13 protein-coding genes and 1 pseudogene are annotated in these 24218 nt (G+C 70.0%); all 14 read left to right on the top strand.

Annotated elements, in window-relative coordinates:
* Positions 1-244 precede the first annotated feature (244 nt).
* The 14 genes and pseudogenes from ACWPKK_RS24970 (at position 245) to ACWPKK_RS24905 (ending at position 24165) form a co-directional block, all read left to right on the top strand.
* Complete coding sequence (locus ACWPKK_RS24970; protein WP_452009781.1) at positions 245-5638, top strand: two-partner secretion domain-containing protein; 5394 nt, start codon at positions 245-247, stop codon at positions 5636-5638.
* 261 nt (positions 5639-5899) lie between these two features.
* On the top strand, positions 5900-7204 hold the full coding sequence (gene hmgA, locus ACWPKK_RS24965; RefSeq protein WP_452009778.1) for a homogentisate 1,2-dioxygenase: 1305 nt from the start codon (positions 5900-5902) through the stop codon (positions 7202-7204).
* A 139-nt stretch (positions 7205-7343) separates the two neighbouring features.
* On the top strand, positions 7344-7841 hold the full coding sequence (locus ACWPKK_RS24960; protein WP_452009776.1) for a class I SAM-dependent methyltransferase: 498 nt from the start codon (positions 7344-7346) through the stop codon (positions 7839-7841).
* 169 nt (positions 7842-8010) lie between these two features.
* Positions 8011-11130, top strand: coding sequence for an ABC transporter transmembrane domain-containing protein (locus ACWPKK_RS24955; RefSeq protein ID WP_452009774.1), 3120 nt, complete (start codon positions 8011-8013; stop codon positions 11128-11130).
* Positions 11131-11331: 201 nt separating this feature from the next.
* Positions 11332-13101, top strand: a complete 1770-nt coding sequence (locus ACWPKK_RS24950) for an ABC transporter ATP-binding protein (protein WP_452009771.1) — start codon at positions 11332-11334, stop codon at positions 13099-13101.
* A gap of 176 nt (positions 13102-13277) precedes the next feature.
* A complete protein-coding gene (locus ACWPKK_RS24945) occupies positions 13278-15221 on the top strand; it encodes an ABC transporter substrate-binding protein (RefSeq protein WP_452009769.1) in 1944 nt (647 codons plus the stop codon).
* A 6-nt stretch (positions 15222-15227) separates the two neighbouring features.
* Positions 15228-16259: an ABC transporter permease gene (locus ACWPKK_RS24940; RefSeq protein ID WP_452009767.1), complete on the top strand. Its 1032-nt coding sequence runs from the start codon at positions 15228-15230 to the stop codon at positions 16257-16259.
* Between the two features lie 41 nt (positions 16260-16300).
* Entirely contained in the window at positions 16301-17473 is a 1173-nt protein-coding gene (locus ACWPKK_RS24935) for an ABC transporter permease (protein ID WP_452010752.1), read from the top strand.
* A 268-nt stretch (positions 17474-17741) separates the two neighbouring features.
* Positions 17742-19055, top strand: a complete 1314-nt coding sequence (locus tag ACWPKK_RS24930) for a glycosyltransferase family protein (RefSeq protein ID WP_452009764.1) — start codon at positions 17742-17744, stop codon at positions 19053-19055.
* Positions 19052-20362 carry a glycosyltransferase family 4 protein gene (locus ACWPKK_RS24925; RefSeq protein ID WP_452009761.1) on the top strand — a complete coding sequence of 437 codons (1311 nt, stop codon included), beginning with the start codon at positions 19052-19054 and terminating at the stop codon, positions 20360-20362. The genes ACWPKK_RS24930 and ACWPKK_RS24925 overlap by 4 nt, the downstream gene beginning before the upstream one ends.
* Positions 20359-21489 carry a glycosyltransferase family 4 protein gene (locus ACWPKK_RS24920; RefSeq protein WP_452009758.1) on the top strand — a complete coding sequence of 377 codons (1131 nt, stop codon included), beginning with the start codon at positions 20359-20361 and terminating at the stop codon, positions 21487-21489. Before ACWPKK_RS24925 ends, ACWPKK_RS24920 begins: the two co-directional genes overlap by 4 nt.
* Positions 21486-21887 (top strand): annotated as a pseudogene (locus ACWPKK_RS24915) (histidine phosphatase family protein); the annotation flags it as partial. The gene ACWPKK_RS24920 and the pseudogene ACWPKK_RS24915, both read left to right, overlap by 4 nt.
* Positions 21888-22252: 365 nt before the next feature.
* Entirely contained in the window at positions 22253-23398 is a 1146-nt protein-coding gene (locus ACWPKK_RS24910; protein ID WP_452009755.1) for a glycosyltransferase family protein, read from the top strand.
* On the top strand, positions 23395-24165 hold the full coding sequence (locus tag ACWPKK_RS24905) for a polysaccharide deacetylase family protein (protein WP_452009752.1): 771 nt from the start codon (positions 23395-23397) through the stop codon (positions 24163-24165). The genes ACWPKK_RS24910 and ACWPKK_RS24905 overlap by 4 nt, the downstream gene beginning before the upstream one ends.
* Positions 24166-24218 lie beyond the last annotated feature (53 nt).

The raw sequence follows: 24218 nt of genomic DNA, 5'->3' as shown, positions 1-24218 counted from the left end.
CGCACCCTCCCTCATTGCGGCAACGAAACATTCCGTCACCACTTTCGGCATTTCCGCCTTGGCCTCACGTCGCTAAAATGTTTCGCATTCCAAGAAACCGGACAGGGTATCGCCTTCCCGCGAGCATCGGGGGCTTGGGCTGGGGAGTGGATCGGTGATGCGGGGATCGGGTGTGAAGGACGGATCGGTGGGACAGGCTGTGGACGCCCGAAAGGGACGCGTCGTAACCGGATTGAGGCAAGCCTTGTGCCGCACCACCGCATTGGCGGGGGCGGCGCGTCTGGCGGTCATCACCGCCGTGGCCGCTCTCAGCCTGCCGGCCCTGCCCGCCTTCGCCAACCCCGAAGGCGGCGTGGTCACCGACGGCAGCGCCACCATCCAGTCCACAGGGCCCGGCCGGCTCGACATCATCCAATCCACCTCGAAGGCGGTGATCGACTGGCAACGCTTCGGCATCAGGGAGGGCGAGCACACCAACTTCCGGCAGCCCGACGCCAGCTCCATCACGCTGAACCGCGTCACCGGCCCCGACCCCTCCGCCATCATGGGGCGGCTGACCGCCAACGGGCAGGTCTGGCTCGTCAACCCGAACGGCATCCTGTTCGGCCCGAACGCCAACGTCGATGTCGGCGGGCTGGTCGCCACCACCCACGACATCCGCAACGAAGACTTCATGGCCGGCCGCCACAGCTTCGAGGGGCGGGCCGGCTCCACCGCGATGGTGGAGAATGAGGGCACCATCACGGTGGCACAGGCCGGGCTGGCGGCGCTGGTCGCCCCCGGCGTCGCCAACCGCGGCACCATCCAGGCCCGCATGGGCGAGGTGACGCTGTCCTCCGGCCGCCGCTTCGTCGTCGACCTCTTCGGCGACCAGAAGATCAACATCGCGGTGGATGCCAAAACCGACGCGCGGCCCGTCGGCGCCGACGGCAAGCCGGCGGACTCCCTCGTCAGCAACAGCGGCAAGATCTTCGCCGACGGCGGGCGGGTGCAGATGACGGCATCGGCCGCCAAGGGGCTGGTCGACCGCGTCGTCAACATGTCCGGCACCGTCCAGGCCCGGCGGGTGGAGCAGCAGGGCGGCGACATCGTCCTGCTGGGCGACGGCGGCGATGTGGAGGTGTCCGGCACGCTCGACGCCAGCGGCAGCGGTGCCGGCCAGACCGGCGGCTCCGTCACCGTGTCGGGCAACCGCACGGCGTTGGCAGCATCGGCGCGCATCACAGCCTCCGGCGCCGCCGGGGGAGGGGAGGTGCTGATCGGCGGTGACGTGCAGGGCGGCAAGGCATCCGCCGCCACGCTGGCCGGCTACGACATCCGCCCGGCGCGCAAGCCGGTGCCGCCGTCGACCGAAACGGTGGTGGCGCAAGGGGCAAGCATCGCCGCCGACGCCGCCGGGAACGGCAAGGGCGGCAAGGTCGTGGTGTGGGCCGACGGCAGTACCCGCTTCGACGGCGCCGTCTCCGCCCGCGGCGGTGCGGCCGGCGGCAACGGCGGCTTCGTCGAGACGTCCGGCAAGCTGTCGCTGCAGGTCCGCGGCCCGGTCGATGCCGGGGCGACGGCAGGGAAGGGCGGGTCCTGGCTGCTCGACCCCACCGACATCACGGTATCTTCGTCCGGCGGGACCATCAGCGCTGGTACGATCGAAGCGTCGCTGAATACCGGCACCGCTGTCACGCTGCAGACCGACAGTGCCGTCAATGGAAACGGTGACATCACCATCGACGAAGCGATCCTGAAGTCGTTCGGCGGGGACGCTTCGCTGACGTTGAATGCCTACCGGAACATTATCGTCAACGAAGATATCGGGTCGGACGCCGGGGCGCTTACCCTCATCCTGAACGCCGGATATACCGGAAACCCGGACAAGTCCGAAGGTGCTGTTCAGATCGGCAAAGAAGGCGGGGACGTTTCGATCACCACCCGGGGCGGCGCATTTCTGATCGGAGGCGGTATCGTTCCGTTCCCCCATCCGGCAACAGGACTGTCGATCGCCGGCTACGCATCAGGCGTCACTCTCCTCAACGCCACGGTCGATACCGGCGCCGGCTCCATCACCATCAATGGGAAAGGTGGGCGCTATGACGGCGGCGGAAACCACGGCATCGCACTGCGCAACAGCCAGCTGCTGACCAGCAGCGGGGCCATCACGCTTACCGGCGCAGGTGGAACCAGTTCCTGCTCAGAACCGGGATGCGATCCCGACCTTTACACCGGAGACAACCTTGGTGTCCTGCTCGACGGGGCGACCGTGCACAGCCTGAGCGGGATCGTCACGGTAACGGGCGCCGCCGGACACAACGATCAGGAATGCTACTATGGCTGTTCTTCGGGAAACTCCTTCGGCGTTCGGCTGAGGGATTCGACGCTTGAGAGCGACAATGGCGCAATCATCGTCTCTGGTTCAGGAGGAACCGACCGCGACGAGTTTGGCTCCGGTAACGAGGCCATCCTGGTCGAGGCGTCCTCTCGATTGATCGGGCTGGGCAGCACGTCGATCACCCTGACAAGCGGCGGTGGGTGGAACGACGACATCGTGCTGAACGCATCGACCGTGTCAACCCAATCGGGAGCCATCCATGTCGACGCGGCGCGTGACCTGAAAGTGTCGAACCTGGCCCTGACCGGCGGCGGCGCGACGACGCTCAAGGCCGGGAACAGCGTCTCGCTGATGTCCACCACCATCCGTTCCTCCGGAACTCCGGTGGTCGTAAACAGCGGCGCGGACTCCGACGGTTCGATCCTGATTGCCGGCAGCACGATCCACACCCGTGGCGGCGCCATCACCTTGGGCGGCGGGAACGATCCCAGGAGTTTGCCGGCGACAGGCAACGACGAGAGTGCCGTCGGCGTCACCATCGACTCGAGCGAGTTGCATTCCGATGGGGGCACGATCGCCATCACCGGGCAGGGATCGCACTATGGCGACGACGGCCATGGCGTGGCCATCACCGGGCAAAGCAGGATCGACTCCGGCACCGGGAAGATCGCCATTCGTGGCAAGGCCGTGCCCTATTACGGCTGGGGTGCCGGCGTAATGATCGCCTCCGATGCCACCGGTAGGCCGATCCTCCAATCCGCCTCCACGGCCGCCGACGCCATTCTGATCGACGGCGACGCCTCCGAAGCGGATGCAGAGGAGGCCTGGGGCGTCAAAATCCGGGGCTCGGCGGAGATCACGTCGGCAGGCGGGGTTGCCATCACCGGCAAGGCCGGCGCATCCGCAGTCACCTATGAGGTCGCCGGCATCGGCCTGGATGCCGAAAGCGACGGAAACATCCGGATCGTGGCCGCCGCCGGCGAGGTGACCCTGCGGGGCACCGCCGGAACCGGCGAAAAGGCATTGGACGTGTACAGGAACGGCGATGTGGTGATCAGCAGCACGCCGGCACCACCGCCTCCGCCGCCACCTCCCCCGCCCCCGCCACCACCGCCGCCGGTGGTGCCGCCACCGGTACTGCCGCCGGTGATGCCGACGGTGCCGGAGGTTCCGACCACGCCGCCCACGCCGCCCACCCCGCCCACCCCTACGACACCGACCACCCCCACGACACCGACCACCCCCACCACGCCGGGAACCGACAGTGGAGACGGGGGCGGAACCGGCACGCCGTCCACCGGCACGTCCGGAACGGATACGTCCGGCACCACCCCGGAAGGAACCGGGAACGGATCGACGGGAAGCTCCCCCTCGGACACATCGCCTTCCAGCAGCCAATCCGCCGCGGCCGGCAACAGCTCCGTACAGACGGTGCTGCAGACGGTTGCTCAGATCGCAGCAAACACGGTGACGGGCACAACCACGACCACGACGACCAGCACGGCCACCACCACCGGCACCGCGACCGCCGGCACGACCACTCCGTCAACCGGGGCCTCGACCGCCGCAACCACCCCGCAGACCTTCCTGTCGGCGCTGGAACAGGGCACGGCTGCCCGAAACACGGCTGCCCAAGACACCGCCAGCCAAGACACCGCCAGCCAAAACACCGCCCCCCAGACCGGGGAAGGGCAGGGCACCCAGGCGGCGGGCGGCAGTTCGTCCTCCGGCAGCAGTCCGACCTCTCCGCCACCGCCACCGCCGCCCGGTCCGTCGACGGTGGTGCTGCCGTCCGGCCGCTCCGTCACCTTCACGGCGGAGGCGACGCAGTCCTACGCCTCCGGCGCCACCCTGTCGCAACCCGGTCCGCAGCTGCTCGCCTCGCCCCAGGTCCAGGCGGCGGCCGGCTCCATCATCCAGGCGGCGGCCGGCTCCATCATCCAGGCTGCCGGCGGCGGCGGCATGGCGCAGGCGGTGACGACGCTGGCCACCGGCACGCTGTCGCTGCCGGAACAGCGCGCCGTGCTGGCCAGCGTTCCCGTCCCCACCCTGATCGGCGGCCTGACCGCCAGCAGCGATCCGGTGGCGGTGCGCGTCGGCGGCATCCTGCAGAACAGCGCGGCCGGCCAGCCCGGCGGCTATGCCCAGGTGCGTGCCACGGTGACCCAGGCCAACCTGCCGCCCCAGGTCGCCCGCACCTATCTCGCCATGGTGCAGCGGGTGGAGCGCGAACAGCGCACCCAGGCCTTCTCCGGCGCGCTCCGCCAACTGGCGGCGAACCCGGCGGCGGCGGACATGTTCAGCCGGCCGAACGCCTCCTCGGCTCCGCCCAGCCTGCAACAGGCACGCGGCGGGCGCACCCGCGGCGGCAGCATGACCCTGCGCGGCATCGTCGCCGACAGCGCCAACCTGGCCGAAGCGCGGGTGAATGGCCGCTGGGTCTTCATCGACGAGCAGGGGCAGTTCCGCACCAGCATCCCGGTGGAGCCGGGCGCGACCGAAGCCACGCTGACCATGACCGACGAGGGGGGCAAGACGACCGAGCAGCGCATCGCCATCGATGCCGCCGCCGCCACACCCGACCCGGCCGCTCCGCCGAAGCCGCGCAAGATCGCCCTGATGATCGCGGTCGACAGCTACCGCGACACCGGCATTCCCGCCCTGGCCACGCCGGACGCCGACGTCAAGGCGGTCGGCAAGGCGCTGAACGACCATCTCGGCTTCGAGACGCGGGTGCTGCGCAACCCGACCAAGGCACAGATCGGCGAGGCACTGCGCAAGCTCGGCCGCGAGGTGGGCGAACAGGACCAGGTGATGGTCTATTACGCCGGCCACGGTTATGAGTTGGCGGAAACCGGAGCCGGCTATTGGCTGCCGGCCGACGCGGAGACGACCAGCGCCCGCAACTGGGTGTCGAACAACGACATCGGCCGCTTCCTCAGCCGCATGCCGGCCAAGCATGTGATGCTGGTGTCGGACAGCTGCTATTCCGGCGCCTTCACCAAGGAACAGAAGGTCGATGCCGCCCGCCTCGCCAACGAGCAGGAGATCCGTCAGCGCCGGTCGGTGATGGCGCTGTCGTCGGGCGGCGACGAGCCGGTGGCCGACGGCGAGGTGAACTCCCCCTTCGCCGCCGCGCTGAAGAAGCGGGTGATGGCGCTGCCGAAGGACAGCAACGGCTACGCGCTCTACCAGGAGGTCCGCGAGGACGTGACCCGCGACGCCCCGCAGACCCCGCAATACGGCGTGATCCGCACCGCCGGCTACGACGAAGGCGGCGACTTCCTGCTGGACCTGCCCGACCGCGCGATGAACTGAGGGGGATTCTCCCCCTCTCCCCCCCGGGGAGAGGGTCGGGGTGAGGGGGATGCATAGTGTGGATTCGGTAGGGAGCGGAGAGTGCGCGGTTCTTGAAGATCCTCGCCACGCGTCCCCCTCACCCTAACCCTCTCCCCAGGGGGGAGAGGGAATTCCCCCCAATTTCCACTGGCGCATAGTTTCAAAAGAAACTATATGAGCGACAAATGGTCGCGCCCGGCCCCACGCCGGCCGCATCCCCCGGACAAGGGAGCAGCCCGCATGACGTCCTCCGCCTTCACCTACCGATCCGGCTTCGGCAACGAGTTCGCGACGGAGGCGCTGCCGGGCGCGCTGCCCGTCGGCCGCAACTCGCCGCAGCGCCCGCCCTATGGCCTTTACGCCGAGCAGATCAGCGGAACCGCCTTCACCGCGCCGCGCGCACACAACCGCCGCTCCTGGCTGTACCGCATCCGCCCGGCGGTGGTGCACGAGCCGTTCCGGCCGATGGAGTCCGGCCGGCTGACCAGCCGCTTCGACGAGGTGCCGGCTCCGCCGACGCAGTTGCGCTGGAACCCGCCGCCGATGCCGGACGCGCCGACCGACTTTGTCGGCGGGCTCGTCACCATGGGCGGGAACGGCGGACCGCAGGCGCAGGCCGGCTGCGGCATCCATCTCTACGCCGCCAACCGGTCGATGGAGGGACGCTTCTTCTACGATGCCGACGGCGAGTTGCTGATCGTGCCGCAGCAGGGCCGCCTGCGCCTGTTCACCGAACTGGGCGTGCTGGAGGTCGAACCGCAGGAGATCGCCCTCATCCCCCGCGGCTTGCGCTTCCGGGTGGAGTTGCTTGACGGCACGGCGCGCGGCTATGTCTGCGAGAATTTCGGCGCGCCCTTCCGCCTGCCGGACCTCGGCCCCATCGGCTCCAACGGGCTGGCCAACCCGCGCGACTTCCTGACCCCCGATGCCTGGTACGAGGATGTCGAGGGCGCCTTCGAACTGGTGGCGAAGTTCGACGGCGCACTGTGGAGCGCGCCCATCGGCCACTCGCCGCTGGACGTCGTCGCCTGGCACGGCAACCACGCGCCCTGCAAATACGACCTGCGCCGCTTCAACACCATCGGCTCGATCAGCTTCGACCATCCCGACCCGTCGATCTTCCTGGTGCTGCAATCGCCCAGCGACACCCCCGGCGTCGACAGCATCGACTTCGTCATCTTCCCGCCGCGCTGGCTGGTGCAGGAGGACACCTTCCGCCCGCCCTGGTTCCACCGCAACATCGCCAGCGAGTTCATGGGCCTGATCCATGGCGTCTACGATGCCAAGGAGGAAGGGTTCCTTCCGGGCGGCGCGTCTTTGCACAACTGCATGAGCGGCCACGGGCCGGATGCGGAGACCTTCGCCAAGGCAACCGCCGCCGACACCACCCGGCCGCAGCGGGTCGGCGACACCATGGCCTTCATGTTCGAAACGCGCGCCGTCATCCGTCCGACGCGGCACGCACTGGAAACTGCCGAGCTTCAGCACGATTATTACCGCTGCTGGCAGGGGCTGGCGAAGCGCTTCGACCCGGACCGTCCGTAAGCGGGCAGGGCGGCAGCACCCGCCGGCCCCGACCATGCGACAATTTGTCTCGACGGCACGCGCGCGGCCTTTCACACTGCGCCTTGCCGATCCGTGAAGCGCAGGGGAGGGGCCGATGGGGGCCGCTATGGGCAAAGAGATGGAATCCCGGTCGCTGCTCGACCGCATGATCGACCGGATGACGGTGCAGCGCGACGCGCTGGCCTGGGCCGAACGCGCGGTCGCCGGGCGCGACGGCATGGTGCTGGAGGTGGGGCTGGGCAAGGGCCGCACCTTCGACCATCTGCGCCACCTGTTCCCGCCGCGCGACATCCTTGTCTTCGACATGTGGGTCCGCGTTCCCGCGGAGCTGACGCCGGACGAGGATCGCCTGTTCCTCGGCGATTTCAAGGAAACCATGCCGGCGGCCGCGGAGCGGTTCGGCCGCTGCGCCCGGCTGGCCCATGCCGATTTCGGCAGCACCGACCGCAGCCACGACGCCCGCCAGGCGGCTTGGCTGGCGCCGCTGATCGACGCGCTGATGCTGCCGGGCGGCGTCGTGCTGTCCGACCGGCCGCTGGAGCGTCCCAACTGGACCCCGCTTCCCCTGCCGGCGGACGAACGCTGGCCCTATCATGCATGGCGGGTGGAAAGCTGAGCGGAGTGGCGCCCATGCCCGTGACGTCAATGAAGGGGGCAGACGCAAGGCCGGCAGTGGAAAACAGCCCGGTTCACGCCAATCTTCAGTCCCCTCCGCCCGAAACGGCCCCGGCATCCATGCCGGGCTTCTCAGGGACGGACGACGGTCGCGACGCTGAAGGCCTTTGATGGACCGCAACATTTTTCAGTTCATTTGGAAGCACAGCGGCCGACAGCAGATCCTGCTCGCCCTGTTGACGATCGCGTCCTTCCCGGTGCTCTACGCATCGCTGGAACTGCCGAAGATCATCATCAACCGGGCCTTGTCCGACCCCCAGCCGGTTCGCGAGATCCTGGGCATCGCCATGGGGCCGGTGACCTATCTGCTGGTGCTGTGCTTCACCTTCCTGGCGCTGGTGCTCGCCAACGGCGCCTTCAAGATGCGCATCAACACCTTCAAGGGGGTGGTCGGCGAACGGCAGGTGCGGCGGCTGCGCTTCATGCTGCTGGACCGCATGCTGCGCTTCCCGCTGCCGCATTTCTCCAAGGTCAGCCAGGGAGAGCTGATCTCCACCGTCGCGTCGGAAACCGAACCGCTGGCCGGCTTCATCGGCGATTCCTTCGCCCAGCCGCTCTACCAGGGCGGCACGATGCTGACGATCCTGCTGTTCCTGTTCATCCAGCAGCCGACCATCGGGCTGGTGTCGATCGCGCTGATCCCGGTGCAGGCCTACATCATCCCCAAATTGCAGATCAAGGTGAAGCTGCTTGGGAAGGAGCGGGTGCGCAAGGTCCGGCAGCTGTCGGAACGCATCGGCGAAAGCGTGGAGAATGTCCGCGAGGTCCGTGTCAACGGCACCATCCGCTACGTCCTGGCCGAATTCTCCCAGTATCTCGGCAGCATCTACTGGATCAGGCTTGAGATCTACAAGCGCAAGTATTTCGTCAAGTTCCTGAACAACTTCATCAACCAGATCACGCCCTTCTTCCTGTTTTCGATCGGCGGGTATCTGGTCCTGCAGGGCGACCTGACCATCGGCGCGCTGGTGGCGGCATTGTCGGCCTTCAAGGACCTGACCGCCCCCTGGAAGGAGCTGCTCGACTATTACCAGAACATGATCGACGCCCAGATCAAGTACGAGCAGATCGCCGACCAGTTCTCCCCGCCCTTCCTGTTCAACTGGACCCCGTCGACGCCCGCCACGCCTGCCGACCTGAAGGCCCCGATGCGGCTGGAGGCGGTGACCTGGGCCAACGAGTACGGCGACCGCATGCTGCAGCGGCTGTCGCTGGAAGTGCCGCCGGGCGCGCTGGTCGGCATCGCCGGCACCAACGCGCTGGCGCTGCGCCGTCTGGCCGAGGTGCTGGTGCGCCTGTCCCCGCCGACCTCCGGCCGGATCACCATCGGCGACCAGACGCTGGACCAACTGCCGCTCGACCTGCTGGGGCGCCGCATGGCCTATGCCAGCCCGGAACCGCGCATGTTCACCGGCAGCATGATGCAGAACATCACCTATGGCCTGCGACATCGCCCGCCGCCCGACGATCCGGAGACGATGAGCCCCGCCCGCCGGCGCGAGATCGTGGAGGCCCAGGCGTCCGGCAACTCCGCCGACAGCATGGAGGGCATCTGGACCGACTTCGGCATGATCGGCGCGACCGACTGGGCCAGCCTGCGGCCCTGGTTCATGCAGTGTCTGGCGGCCACCGGCGGCGAGAGCGCCGTCTACCAGCGCGGCCTGCGCGAGGTGTTCGACCCCGACGACTATCCCTTCGTGGCCCAACCGCTTCTGCGCGCCCGCCACTGGCTGCGCGACGCCATCGGCGAACGCGGGATGGACAAGCTGCTGGCCCGCTTCGACCGCGACCGCTTCAACCCCTATGCCAGCCTGGCGGAGAACCTGCTGTTCGGCCTGCCGGACGGCAAGCGGCTGACCGTCGCCCGCATGGTCAGCGACCCCACCATCCGCGCCCTGATGGAGGCGCACGGTCTGTGGGACTCCGCGGTGCGTCTCGGCCGCCGCTTCGCCATGCGGGTGGTGAGCGTCTACCGCGACAGCGACGACGGCGACGTCATGATCATGCGCTACCCGCACATCGACGACTCCCTGTTCGAGGAGCTGGTGGAGGCGGTCACCCGCCTGAAGCGCCGGTCCGAGCGGCCCCAGCGCCGCCACCAGGAGGCGGACACGCTGCTGTTCGCCACCATGTTCCTGATGATCGTGCCCAAGCGCGACGGCATGGATTTCGCCCCGCAGCCGGAACGCGAGGCGATCATGGCGATCCGCCGCCGCCTGCTGGACGACATGCCGCAAGACCTGCGCGACAAGGTCGCCATCTTCGACCCGGACCTCTACCACCCGCGCCTGAACGTGATGGACAACCTGTTGTTCGGCCGCATCACCACGGAGGATCCCCGCGCGATCACCCAGCTGCGGGCATTGGTGGACGAGGCGCTGGAGCGGACCGACGCGCGGGCCTTCGTGCTGATCCTGGTGGCGCTGGGCGAGGTCGGCATCGGTGGCTCCCTGCTGCCGATCAGCGTGCGCCAGCGGGTGCAGCTGATCCGCGGCCTGATGAAGAAGCCCGACATCTTCGTGATCTATCAGGCGCTCAACAGCTACGACCCGGATGAGAGGCTGCGCATCTTCCTGCGCATGAAGGAACTCCTGCCGACGATGACGATGATCGTGCTGGAGGAGCGGATCACCGACAACCCGGCCTTCGACGCGATCTACGACCTGGAGGACGGCCGGCTGGTCCGGCGCGGCCAGAACGGCGCCGACCAGCAGGAGGACACGATCCCCGGGGAAGGGGAGGGCACCGACGAACCGGCCCTGCGCCTGCTGTCGCGCTCCCCCGTCTTCTCCGACCTGCCGGAAACGGTGCTGCGCCGCATGCTGGCGGCGTCGGAATGGCGGGCGGTGTCGGCCGGCGACTTCATCTACCGCAGCGGCGAGCAGTCGGAGTTCGTCTTCGTCCTGGCGGAAGGGGAGGCGGAGCTGGTGCGGCTGATGCCCGACAACCAGCCGCCGCTGCACATCGCCTACATCAAGCCGCCGGAGGTGATCGGCGAGGTGGAGTTGCTGGCCGGCGTCCGCCGCTTCTCCACCATCCGGGCGCGCACCGACCTGCGGCTGCTGCGGCTGGATGGGGCGGCGATGCTGCGGCTGCTGCCGTCGGTGCCGGACCTGCCGATGCGGGTGATCCAGCAGATCGGCAAGCGCCTGACCAGCGAGGGACCGGCCGGCTCGGCGCCGACGCCAATCGAAACCAAGGCCGACAGCCGTTCTGAAACAGAAGCATGACGAAATGAACGCCATGGGGCAGGGACGCCAGGCATCCCCTCTCCCCCCCGGGGAGAGGGTTAGGGTGAGGGGGACGCACAACGGGGATTCTCGGGATAGCCACGCATTGCATCCCCCTCACCCCGGCCCTCTCCCCAGGGGGGAGAAGGGGATAGCGGCGAATTACGGATCGCATTGGAGAATAGGCCAGGAGACGCAACTATGCTGAAGGTCGACGGCCTGACGATCCGTTTCCGCAATGCGCCGGTCGACCGTCCGGTCGTCGACGGCGTCGGCTTCTCGGTCGGGGCGGGGCAGAGCGTGGCGCTGGTCGGCGAATCGGGGTCCGGCAAGACGCTGACCTGCCGCAGCATCCTGCACATCCTGCCGCGCGGGGCGGAGGTGGCTGGCGGCTCCATCCTGTTCGGCCGGGGGCCGGAGGCGGTCGATCTGCTGCGGCTGCCGCGGTCGGGCCTGCGTGACATCCGCGGCAGCCGCATCTCCATGATCTTCCAGGAACCGATGAGCGCACTGTCGCCGCTCCACAGCATCGGCGACCAGACCATGGAGGTGCTGCGGCTGCACGGCCACTGCAACCGCCAGAGCGCCCGCGACCAGTGCCTCGCCATGTTCGAGCGGGTGGGATTCCCCGATCCGCTGCGCGCCTTCCGCTCCTACCCGTTCCAGCTGTCGGGCGGCCTGCGCCAGCGGGCGATGATCGCCATGGCGATGGTCGCGCGCCCGCAGCTGCTGATCGCCGACGAGCCCACCACGGCGCTGGACGTCACGCTGCAGGCCCAGGTGCTGGCTCTGATCAAGGAGCTGCAGGCCGAGACCGGCATGGCGGTTCTGCTGGTCACCCACGACCTGGGCGTGGTCGCCAACATGGCCGACGCCGTGGTGGTGATGCGCGCCGGCCGGGTGATGGAATCGGGGGCTTGCGCCGACGTGCTGGGCCGGCCGCTGCACGGCTACACCCGCAAGCTGATGGCCGCCGCCCCCTCCATTCCCGAGATGACCTGCGCGCTTCCCGCCTCTGGCGCGGAGGACGCCATCCTGGAGTTCCACGGCGTTGCCAAGACCTACGAGCGAGGATCCACCCGCGTGCGGGCGCTGGCCGGCATCGACCTGTCGGTCCGCCGCGGGGAGACGCTGGCCATCGTCGGCGAGTCAGGATCAGGCAAGACGACGATGGCGCGGCTTGCAATGTTGGCGGAGCGGCCGGACCCCGGCGGTCGCCTGCTGTTCCGGCCGTCCGCCGGGGAGCCGCCGCTCGACCTCCTTTCCGCCGCGGGGCCGGAGCTGACCGCCTACCGCCGCCGTGCCCAGATGGTGTTCCAGGACCCCTATGCCTCCCTCAGCCCCCGCATGAGCGTCGGCGAGATCATCGCCGAGCCGCTGGCGATCCACGGCGTCTGCGGCCGCGGCGAAGGTCGCGAGCGGGTGCGGGCGCTAATGGCGCAGGTCGGGCTCGACCCCGCCTGGGCCTGCCGCTATCCCCACGCCTTCTCCGGCGGCCAGCGCCAGCGCATCGGCATCGCCCGCGCGCTCGCCCTCGATCCGCAGCTGCTGATCTGCGACGAGCCGACCTCGGCGCTCGATGTCTCGGTGCAGGCGCAGGTTCTCGACCTGCTGGAATCGATCAAGCGACGGCTCGGCCTCAGCCTGATGTTCATCTCGCACGATCTGGCGGTGGTGGCGCGGCTGGCCGACCGGGTCGCGGTGATGCGCGCCGGCCGGGTGATGGAGCAGGCGCCGCCCGCCGTCCTGTTCTCCGCCCCGCTGCATCCCTACACCCGCGCGCTGATCGCCGCCTCGCCCGAACCGGACGTCAGCCGCCCGATCGACGTCGCCACCGTGGCTCTCGGCGCCGGCGCCCCCGACCTGTGGCCCGAACCCTTCCGCCCCACCCCCGACGGCGCCCCGCCCCCCCTGGTGGAAGCCGCGCCCGGCCATTTCGTGAGGGGCCATCCCGCGAGGTGGGCGGCATGATCAAGCGCTTTCCCATCACCGGAGACTCTCATCCTCTCCCCCCCGGGGAGAGGGGGGGGCCCCGCCGCTTTGCGGCGGGGTGGGTGAGGGGGACGCGCGGCGGGATGCTCGCGAAAATCCTGCCGCGCATCCCCCTCACCCTGACCCTCTTCCCGGGGGGGAGAGGGAACAAGCCCGTGGGGTTCGCAGGTCTCCTCCTCCTCACCCTCCTCCTCACCACCCCCGCGGCCGCCGCCGCCTTCACCCCGCAGGAACCCGCTCTCCTGCGCGACGAGGTCACCTACGGCCTGCTTCCCCCCGTGCGCCAGCGCATGCCGGAAGAGCCGCTGATCGTCGATCCGACGGCGAAGGGCCGCGACCTCGGCCGTTCCGGCGGCTGGATCCGCACCTTCATCACCCAGCGGCGCAACAGCCGCATCGCCGTGCTCTACGGCTATGCCCGGCTGGTCGGCTACAACGAGAAGCGGGAGCTGGTGCCGGACATCCTGAAGGACGTGACCGTCGTCGACGGCCGCGACTTCACCCTGACCCTGCGGGCCGGCCACCGCTGGTCCGACGGCGCCCCCTTCACCAGCGACGACATCCGCTACTGGTGGGAGGACATCGCCAACGATCCGATGCTGTCGCCGTCCGGCCCGCCGCGCTTCATGCTGGTGGACGGCAAGCCGCCGCAGGTCAGCTTCCCCGACGCGGTCACCGCCCGCTTCCGCTGGGAGGAGCCGAACCCCTATTTCCTGCCGACGCTCGCCGCCGCCCGGCCGCCCTTCATCTACCGGCCGGCCCATTACCTGAAGCGCTTCCACTCCCGCTACACCGGCGAGGCGGAGTTGGCGCCGCTGATCGCCAAGTACAAGGTCCGCAACTGGGCGGCCCTGCACAACGCCCGCGACGACATGTTCCGCATGGAGAACCCGGACGAACCGACCCTCCAGCCCTGGATGGCGATGTCGAAGGGCACCGGCAGCCACCTGCTGTTCCAGCGCAACCCCTATTACCACCGCTTCGACACGCGCGGCATGCAGCTGCCCTACACCGACGGGCTGGACGTGACGGTGATGGCCGGCGGGCTGATCCCGGCGCAGGTCGCCACCGGCAAGGCCGACCTCCAGGCCGAAGGGCTGACCTTCTCCCAGGTCCCGGTGCTGGTGGCGGGGGAGGGGGGCGGCAAATACCGCACCCTGCTGTGGCCGGAGGGCAAGGCGGCAGAGATCGCGCTCTATCCCAACCTGAACTACAACGACCCGGTCTGGCGCGGCCTGCTGCGCGATCCCCGCTTCCGCCGCGCCCTGTCGATGGGCATCGACCGGCGGATCATCAACCGCTCGCTCTTCTTCGGGCTGGCGCGCGAAAGCGGCGTCGACGTGCTGCCGGGAAGCCCGCTCTACAAGCCGGAACGCACCGGCGTCTGGACCGGCTACGACCCCAAGCGGGCCGCGGGGCTGCTCGACGAGATCGGGCTGAAGCGCCAGCGCGGCGAGCTGTACCGCGAATTGCCCGACGGCCGCCCGCTGGAGGTGATCGTGGAATCGGCCGGAGAGAAGTCGGAAGTCGCCGATGCCCTGCAGATCGTCGCGGAGACCTGGCGCGACATCGGCGTCCGCCTGCTGGTGCGCACGGTGGACCGCGACGTGCTGCGAAACCGCGTCTATGCCGGACAGACCATGATGGCGGTGTGGGGCGGCTGGGATAACGGCGTGCCCGATCCCGACAGCAGTCCGGAGGAACTGGCCCCGATGACGCAGGAGAATTTCAGCTGGCCGAAATGGGGGCAGCATTACCAGACCTCCGGCAGTGCGGGCGAACCCATCGACATGCCGGTCGCGCAGGAGTTGATGGACTTCGCCCGCCGCTGGCGCCACACCACCGACGAGACCGAACGGCGCGCCCTGTGGTCGGCGATGCTCGACATCCATGCCGACCAGATCTTCGCCATCGGCGTGGTGTCGAAGACGCCGCAGCCGATCGCCGTGGCCAACCGCCTGCGCAACGTGCCGGACAAGGGGCTGTGGCTGTGGGATCCCGGCGCCTATCTCGGCATCTACCGGCCCGACGAGTTCTATTTCGCCGACGCCCGCCCGGCCGATCCGGAGCCGGCCGGCATCCACCGCAGGGGGGAATGACCGCCTATGCTGCGTTTCATCCTGCACCGGCTGCTGGTGATGATCCCGACGCTGATCGTGGTGTCGATCGTGATCTTCATCGTCATCAACCTGCCGCCCGGCGACTATCTGTCCAACCAGATCGCGGAGCTGCGCGCCACCGGCCAGGAAGCCGGTCTGGCGAAGGCGGAGTTCCTGCGCCGCGAATATGCGCTGGACCGGCCGCTGCCCGAGCAATATCTGGTCTGGATCGGCCTGTGGCCGGGACCGAACGGCTTCAACGGCCTGCTGCAGGGCGACCTCGGCTGGTCGTTCGAGTTCAACAAGCCGGTGGCGGAGGTGGTGGGCGAGACCCTGTGGTTCACCGTCATCCTCAACGTCGCCGCCGTGCTGTTCGTCTATCTGGTCTCCTTCCCGCTGGGGGCGCTGGCGGCGATCCGGGCCAACAGCTGGGTCGATTACCTCGCCGCCACCATCGGCTATATCGGGCTGGCGACGCCCAACTTCCTGCTGGCGCTGATCCTGCTCTATTACGGCCAAAAATGGCTGGGCCTGCCGATCGGCGGGCTGGTGGACGCCCAGTACGAGAACCAGCCGATGAGTTGGGCCAAGGCCGGCTCGGTCCTGCAGCACCTGATCGTTCCCACCGTCGTCATCGGCCTGTCCGGCACCGCCGCCATGGTGCGGCGCCTGCGCGCCAACCTGCTGGACGAGCTGGGCAAGCCCTATGTCGTCACCGCCAAGGCCAAGGGCGTGCCGCCGCTGCGCCGGCTGACCCGCTATCCGCTGCGCATGGCGTTGAACCCCTTCGTCTCCGACATCGGCTCGCTCCTGCCGTCGCTGGTGTCGGGGTCGGTGCTGATCTCCGTCGTGCTGAGCCTGCCCACCATCGGGCCGGCCCTGCTGGAGGCGTTGCGGGCGCAGGACATCTTCCTGTCGGGCTTCATCCTGATGTTCATCTCGCTGCTGGTGCTGGTCGGCATGCTGATCTCCGACATCGCGCTGGCCCTGCTCGATCCCCGCATCAGGCTGGGCAAGGCAAGGAAGGCCCAGTCATGAAGGACCAGGGCATGGAAGGCGGGGGCATGGAAGGCGGGGGCATGGATGGCCACCGTGTGAAAGGCGGCTGGGACCATTACGTCGACAGCCGGCCCTATCCCGATCCGGCGGCACCGGACGGACCGGCGACCCGCTTCGATCCGGGCGCATCGACCGGGCGGCTGATGCTGCGGCGGTTCCTGCGCCACCGGCTGGCGGTGCTGGGCGCGCTCTTCCTCGGGCTGTCCTATCTCAGCCTGCCCTTCGTCGATTTCCTGGTTCCCTACGGCGCCAACGAACGCGACGTGGAGCATCTCTATGCCCCCCCGCAGGGCATCCACCTGTTCCACGAGGGCCGCTTCATCGGCCCCTTCGTCTACCCGACCACCGGACAGCCCGACCTGAAGGACTATCGCTGGCGCTACGAGGCGGACGAAAGCCGGCCGATGCCGCTGGCGTTCTTCTGCCCCGGCAAGCCATACCGCTTCCTGGGGCTGGTGGAGATGCAGATGCGGCTGGTCTGCCCGCCGCCGGGGGCGACGCTGCATCTGCTGGGCACCGACCGGCTGGGCCGGGACATGCTGTCGCGGCTGGCCATCGGGGCGCAGCTGTCGCTGACCGTCGGCCTGCTGGGCATCGCCGTGTCCTTCGCCATCGGAGTCACGCTGGGCGGCATGGCGGGGTATTTCGGCGGCTGGATCGATGCCGGGGTGCAGCGCCTGTCGGAAATCCTGAAATCCCTGCCGGAGCTGCCGCTGTGGCTGGCGCTCTCCGCCGCGGTGCCGGCGCAATGGAGCCCGGTGACGGTATTCCTCTGCATCTCCATCATCCTCGGCCTGCTCGACTGGCCGTCGCTTGCCCGCGCCGTGCGCTCCCGCTTCCTGGCGTTGCGCGAGGAGGATTTCGTCATGGCGGCGGAGCTGATGGGGGCGAGTCCGGCGCGGATCATCCGCCGCCACCTGCTGCCCAACTTCGCCAGCCATCTTCTGGCCAGCGCCACCCTGTCGATCCCGGCGATGATCCTGGGCGAGACGGCGCTGTCCTTCCTGGGGCTGGGGCTGCGCCCGCCGGCCACCAGTTGGGGGGTGATGCTGAACGACGCCCAGAATTTGATGGCCGTGGAAACCTATCCATGGGTGTCATTGCCGATGCTGCCCGTGATCCTGGTAGTCTTGTCCTTCAACTTCTTCGGCGACGGACTGCGTGACGCCCTGGATCCGTATCATGGCGATTGAGCCCTTTCCCTGGCGGCCGCGGGACACCTCAGGCGCCGCCGTTATTCCTATGCCATACTGCATAGGTGGGTTGTCGTCGCTCGGCCGGAAGTCGGCTTGATGCGCGGCACGATCCATGTGAGGGGTTCTATCCAGGCTGGAGCGCTGCCGCCGGCACCTGGACCAGACGCGCAACCAACGGGGCCAAGCCGGTCCTCAGACGAGCATAATGATTTGATCTGCTACGGCTTTTCGGTTCCGACTCCTTGCTGAAGCGGAGTGTCCGAGCATGCACCAGCCCCTGGCCCCCTTTCGGTCCATCCACCCCGACCGGACACCGCCGCGCATCCTGCTGTACAGCCACGACACCTTCGGGCTGGGGCATCTGCGGCGATCGCGGACGATTGCCCAAGCCCTGGTGTCGGCCTTTCCCGACGCCTCCGCGCTGATCCTCACCGGTTCGCCCGTCGCCGGCCGCTTCGATTTCCCGGAGCGGGTCGACCATGTGCGCCTGCCGGGCGTGGTGAAGCAGCCGGACGGCGGCTACACCGCCCGCAACCTGGGCCTGCCGATCGAGGAGACCACCGCCATCCGGGCGGAGATCATCCGCGCCACCGCCCGTGCCTTCCGCCCGACGCTGGCCATCGTCGACAAGGAGCCGACCGGCCTGCACGGCGAATTCCTGCCGGCGCTGGAGGAGATGCGGGCCGGCGGCAACACCCGCGTGGTGCTGGGCCTGCGCGACGTGCTGGACGCGCCCGAGGCGCTGCAGCCGGAGTGGGAGCGCAAGGAGGCGGTGGCCGCCGTGGAGCGCTATTACGACCAGCTCTGGGTCTACGGCCTGCCGCAGGTCTACCGTCCGCTCGACGGCCTCGACCTGCCGCCGGAGGTGGCGGCGCGGGTGCGCTACACCGGCTACCTGCGGCGGGAGCCGTCGGAGGGCGGCGGTGCCGCCCAGGCCGGGGACAGCCTGATGGCGGCGCCCTATGTGCTGGTGACGCCCGGCGGCGGCGGCGACGGGGCGGCCCTGGTCGACTGGACCATCGCCGCCTACGAGAGCGATCCGGATCTCGCCCCCAACGCCCTGATCGTCTACGGCCCCTTCCTGGAGGATGCCCGCCGCCAGGAGTTCGCCGCCCGCATCCGCCGGCTGAAGGGCAGGGTGCAGACCATCAACTTCCATTCCCGCATGGAAGACCTCTATGCCGGCGCCGTCGGCGTGGTGGCGATGGGCGGCTACAACACCTTCTGCGAGATCCTGTCCTTCGACAAGCCGTCGGTCCTGGCCCCGCGCACCCGGCCGCGGCTGGAACAGCGCATCCGGGCCGAGGCGGCGGAGGCGCTGGGCCTGCTGCGCACGCTGGACAGCGACCGCGACTGCGGCGACCCGCGGGCGATGGCCGACGCCATCCGCGCGCTGCCCGCCCAGCCGCCGCCCTCCGCCAGCCCGCTGCCGGGCCTGCTCGGCGGGCTGGACCGCATCGTCGAGCTGACGCGCGAGGTGCTGGAGGCGGACTCGGTGGCGGCCCGCGCCACCCCCGTCACCCCGATCCGCCGGGCGGCGCAACGCCTGTCCCGCGCGGCGATGGGCAAGCGCGCATGACCAATGGAGTGGAGAAGGACGGCCACGCGCCGTCCGGCGTGCTTCCGAATGCCGTGCCGACCCGTTCGCCGTTGAAGATCGCCGTGGTGGTGAAGGGATACCCCCGCCTGTCGGAAACCTTCATCGCCCAGGAAATCCTCGCCCTGCAGGAGCGCGGTGTCGATCTGGCGATCTGGTCGCTGCGCCACCCCACCGACAGCCGCCGCCACGCCCTGCACGACCGCATCACCGCACCCGTCCATTACCTGCCGGAATATCTGCGCGACGAGCCGCAACGCGTGCTGCGCGCGCTCGGCCGGCTGCTGGTCCGCCATCCGGGCGGGCTGGCCCGCACCGCGCTCGGCTGGCTGCGCGACCTGAGGCGCGACCGCACCGCCAACCGGGGCCGCCGCTTCGGGCAGGCTCTGGTGCTGGCGGCGGAGCTGCCGGCGGATGTCCCCTTCGTCTACGTCCATTTCCTGCACACCCCGGCCTCGGTCGGGCGCTATGCCGCGGCGATCCGCGGCATCGGCTGGGGCTTTTCCGCGCATGCCAAGGACATCTGGACCACGCCGGAATGGGAGAAGCGCGAAAAGCTGTCCGACGCCCGCTTCGGCGTCACCTGCACCGCCGTCGGCGCCGCCCATCTGCGCGGCCTTGCCACCGCCCCCAGCCGCATCGATCTCGTCTATCACGGCCTCGACCTCTCCCGCTTTCCCGCCCCGCCGGACCGCGCGGACGCGCTGGACCGCGACGGCTCCGCCCCCGGCCGTGCGGTGGAGATCCTGTCGGTCGGCCGGCTGGTGGAGAAGAAGGGCTATGACCGGCTGCTCGACGCCCTGGCGACGCTGCCGGACGATCTGCACTGGCGGCTGGTCCATATCGGCTCCGGCGACCTGAAGCAGTCTCTGCGCGCCCAGGCCGACCGGCTGGGGCTGACCGGCCGCATCGACTGGCGCGGCGCGCAGGACCAGGCGACGGTGATCGAGGCGTTGCGCCGCGCCGACCTGTTCGTGCTGACCAGCGTGGTGGCGGGCGACGGCGACCGCGACGGCCTGCCCAACGTGCTGATGGAGGCGGCGAGCCAGCGCCTCGCCATCCTGTCCACCGCAGTGTCGGCCATCCCCGAATTCATCACCGACGGCACCCACGGCCTGCTGACCGACGGCACCCCGCCCGCCATCGCCGCCGCGCTGGAACGGCTCGCCACCGACCCTGCGCTGCGCCTGCGGCTGGGCGAGGCCGCCCATGCCCGCCTGCGCGCCGAGTTCGGCATGACCGCCGGCATCGACCGCCTCGTCCGCCGACTGGAGGAGGCCGCGGCGTGAGCGCCCCATCCCTGCCGCGGATTGCCTTCCATGCCCCGCTGAAGCCGGTGGACCACCCCATCCCCTCCGGCGACCGCCAGATGGCGCGGCTGATCCTGCGCGCGCTGGAGGCGACCGGCCCGGTCGAGGTGGCGAGCAGCCTGCGCGTCTATGACGGCAGCGGCGATGCCGCGCTCCAGGCACATCTTCTGGCCGCCGCCGGCGCCGAGCGCGAGCGCCTGCTGTCCCTCTACGCCGTTGCACCGGAACGGCGTCCGTCGCTGTGGCTGAGCTACCATGTCTATTACAAGGCGCCCGACCTGATCGGGCCGCACATCGCCCGCAGCCTTGGCGTCCCCTATGTCGTCGTGGAGGCGACCCGCGCCCGCAAGCGCCTGACCGGCCCCTGGTCCGCCTTCGCCGCCGCCGCCGAAGCGGCCATCGAAGCGGCCGACCTCGTGCTCTGCGTCAGCGCCCGCGACCGGCAGGCGGTGGAAGCCTACGGCCCGCCCGGCCAGCGCGTGGCGATGCTGGCTCCCTTCCTCGACCTGCCGCCCGCCCCGGAATCAAACACCGCCGACCGCAGGGCGCCGGGTTCGCCGCCCCGCCTGCTGACCGTCGCCATGATGCGGCCGGGCGACAAGCTCGCCTCCTACCGCCTGCTGGCCGAGTCCCTCCATCTCCTGGCCGCCCATCCCTGGACGCTCGACATCGTCGGCGACGGCCCGGCGGCGGCAGAGGTGTCGGCCCTGTTCGCCCCCTTCGGTCCGCGCGTGCGGCTCCTCGGCGCCTGCGCTCCCGCGGATCTCGCCGGCCATTACCGCGCCGCCGACCTTCTGGTCTGGCCCGGCCTGAACGAGGCCTTCGGCATGGTCTATCTGGAGGCGCAGGCCCATGGGCTCCCCGTGCTCGCCGTCGACAATGCCGGCACCGGAACCGTCATCCGCGACGGCGTCGGCGGCCGCCTGACCGGCCCGACGCCGCAGGACTTCGCAACGGTGCTGTCCGCGCTGCTCGCCGACCCGGAGGCCCTAGCGTCTCTCGGCCGAAGCGCCCGTGCCCATGTCGAGGCGCATCACGGCCTGACCGCCGCGGCGGAGCGTCTGCGCAGCCTGCTGACCGGCCTGACCGGACGGGTGGCGGCATGATCCGGCTGGCCTTCCTGCGCCACGGCATCACCGGCTGGAACCGCGAGGGGCGCATCCAGGGCCGCACCGACATCCCGCTCGACGCGGAGGGGCGCGAGCGCCTGTCCCGCCTGACCCTGCCTGAGGACTGGCGCGACGCCGCCCTGCACGCCAGCCCGCTGTCCCGCGCCGTGGAGACCGCCCGCCTGCTGGGCAACGGCCGCCCCGTCCGCACCGACGCCCGCCTGATCGAGATGGACTGGGGCGCCTGGGAGGGGCTGCGCGGCATCGACCTGCGCGCCGATCCCGCCAGCGGCTACCGCGACATCGAAGACTGGGGCTGGGACTTCCGCCCCCCCGGCGGCGAAAGCCCGGCCGACGTCCGCAACCGCCTGACCGGCTGGCTAGACTCCCTCTCAATACGGCAAGAATCCCCTCTCCCCCCCGGGGAGAGGGTTAGGGTGAGGGGGTCGCGCGGCGGCCCTCCACCGAGAATCCACGCAATGCATCCCCCTCACCCCGACCCTCTCCCCGCTTTCGGCGGACCAAAGGTCCGCCTGTCGCGTCAGCGCAAACAAAGTTTGCGCGTGAGCGGGGGGGAGAGGGGGAACCACCTCGTCATCACCCACATCGGCGTGATCCGCGTCGCCCTGGCGCTCGCCTGGGGCTGGGACTTCCGCGGACCGCCGCCGGTGGCGGTGAAGCGCGACCGCCTCTACACCATGACGCTCGCCAATGACGGCACCCTGCGCCCGGCCGGCAACCGCGAGGGGGAGCGCCTGTCGTGAAGCTCATGATCGTCGTCACCCACCTGCTGGGCACCGGCCATCTCAGCCGCGCCCTCGCCCTGGCGGAGGCCTTCGCCGCCCGCGGCTGGAGCGTCGATGTGGTCAGCGGCGGGCGCCCGGCCCCCCATCTCGGCAACGGCGGCGCCACCCTGCACCAATTGCCGCCGCTGGCGAGCGACGGCGCCGATTTCGCCACGCTGCTGACCGCCGACGGGCGTCCCGCCGATGCCCAGACCTTCGCCGCAAGGCGGGCGATGCTGACCGGCCTGCTCGACGGTCTCCGCCCCGACGTTCTTGTCACCGAACTCTTCCCCTTCGGCCGCCGCGCGCTCGCCGCCGAGTTCGACGCCCTGCTGGAGCGCGCCCGCAGCCTGCCGGACCCGCCGCTGACGCTCGCCTCCGTCCGCGACATCCTCGCCCCGCCCTCCAAGTCGGCGCGGGTGGCGGAGACGGAGCGCCGGTTGCTCGGCTTCTATGACGGCGTGCTGGTCCATTCCGACCCCGCCGTGGTGCCGCTGGAGGACAGCTGGCCGCTGACCCCGGCGATGCGTCCGCTGCTGCGCTACACCGGCTTCGTCGTCCCGCCGCCGGCCGCTTCCGACAGCGGCACGGACGGGCAGGGCGAGATCCTGGTCACGGCAGGCGGCGGCCCGGTCGGGCGTCCCGTCTTCGAGGCCGCCGCCCTTTGCGCCGCGTCCACCGCCTTGCCGCAGCGATGGCGCCTGCTGGTGGCAAAGGGCGACGCCGCGCTGGCCGACCGGCTGCGCGCGATGGCCCCGGCCGAACGCCTCGTGGTGGAGCCTGTCCGCCCCGATTTCCGCGCCCTGCTGGGCCGTGCCGCAGCCTCGGTCGGGCGCTGCGGCTACAACACCGCGCTCGACTGCCTGACGGTGGGGGTGCCCAGCGTCTTCTGCCCGTTCGAGGACGGCAAGGAGGTCGAGCAGACCATCCGCGCCGCCATACTGGCCCGCCGCCCCGGCATCGCCATGCTGCGCGAGGCAGACCTGACCCCCGACAGCCTCGCAGGCGCGCTCCATTCCGTCCTGGGCGTGCGCATCCCGCCGCTCGACCCGGCATCGCTGGCCGGGGCAGCGCGCAGCGTCGAGATCGTCGGGGCCATGCTGGCGGAGAAGAGATCATGAGCGGCTGGAGCGTCACGAACTGGAGCGCGGTGGAAGAGGAGTTGTCGCGCTGGACCGGCCTCGGCCGCCGCTGCGCCGTCTGGCTGCGCGACGACGACGCGGTGGCGGCCGGCCCGCAGCTCGACCGGCTGCTGAGCCGCTGCGCACGGTTCGGCATCCCGCTCGGCCTCGCCGTCATCCCGGCGGATGCCGAGCGCTCGCTCGCCGACGCGCTGGCGGAGCAGCCCCATGCGACCGTGCTGGTCCATGGCTGGGCCCACGCCGACCATGCCGCCCCCGGCGCCAAGAAATGCGAATTCGGCCCGGAGCGCCCCGCCGACATCCGGCAGGCGGAGGCCGAACGCGGACTATCCGTACTGCGCGGCCTGTTCGGCGACCGGCTTTTCCCGCTGTTCGTCCCGCCCTGGAACCGGATGGCCGCCGACATGCCCGGCCGGCTGTCCGCCGCCGGCTACCGCGCCGTCTCCGCCTTCGGTGCCCCACCGCGGGAGAGGGGCGGCCTTGCCTGGATCAACACCCATCTGGACCTGATCGACTGGCGCGGCAGCCGATCCGCCGTGCCGCTCGACGCCCTGCTCGACACGCTGTGCCGCGAGTTGCGCGAACGGCGGGAGGGCCGACGCGACCCGCATGAGCCCATCGGCCTGCTGACGCATCACCGGGTCCATGACGAGGCGATCTGGGGCCTGCTGGACCGCCTGCTCGACCGGCTGGCCGGCCATCCGGCGCTGGACTGGCCGGCTGTCGGCACACTGTGCCGGTCCTGAAAATGCATTCTCTGGAAAACGCAGACGGGGCCGACCCGCGCCTTTGGCGACGC

This window comes from Azospirillum largimobile (assembly GCF_977007025.2).
The sequence above is the reverse complement of the archived record's forward strand: the minus strand, read 5'-3'. Positions and strand labels throughout refer to the sequence as shown.

Excerpts from the sequence above, each read along its gene's own strand:
- hmgA (WP_452009778.1), top strand. The coding sequence starts at position 5,900 with ATGACGTCCTCCGCCTTCACCTACCGATCCGGCTTCGGCAACGAGTTC.
- ACWPKK_RS24960 (WP_452009776.1), top strand. The coding sequence starts at position 7,344 with ATGGAATCCCGGTCGCTGCTCGACCGCATGATCGACCGGATGACGGTG.
- ACWPKK_RS24955 (WP_452009774.1), top strand. The coding sequence starts at position 8,011 with ATGGACCGCAACATTTTTCAGTTCATTTGGAAGCACAGCGGCCGACAG.
- ACWPKK_RS24950 (WP_452009771.1), top strand. The coding sequence starts at position 11,332 with ATGCTGAAGGTCGACGGCCTGACGATCCGTTTCCGCAATGCGCCGGTC.
- ACWPKK_RS24940 (WP_452009767.1), top strand. The coding sequence starts at position 15,228 with ATGCTGCGTTTCATCCTGCACCGGCTGCTGGTGATGATCCCGACGCTG.
- ACWPKK_RS24935 (WP_452010752.1), top strand. The coding sequence starts at position 16,301 with ATGGATGGCCACCGTGTGAAAGGCGGCTGGGACCATTACGTCGACAGC.
- ACWPKK_RS24930 (WP_452009764.1), top strand. The coding sequence starts at position 17,742 with ATGCACCAGCCCCTGGCCCCCTTTCGGTCCATCCACCCCGACCGGACA.
- ACWPKK_RS24925 (WP_452009761.1), top strand. The coding sequence starts at position 19,052 with ATGACCAATGGAGTGGAGAAGGACGGCCACGCGCCGTCCGGCGTGCTT.
- ACWPKK_RS24905 (WP_452009752.1), top strand. The coding sequence starts at position 23,395 with ATGAGCGGCTGGAGCGTCACGAACTGGAGCGCGGTGGAAGAGGAGTTG.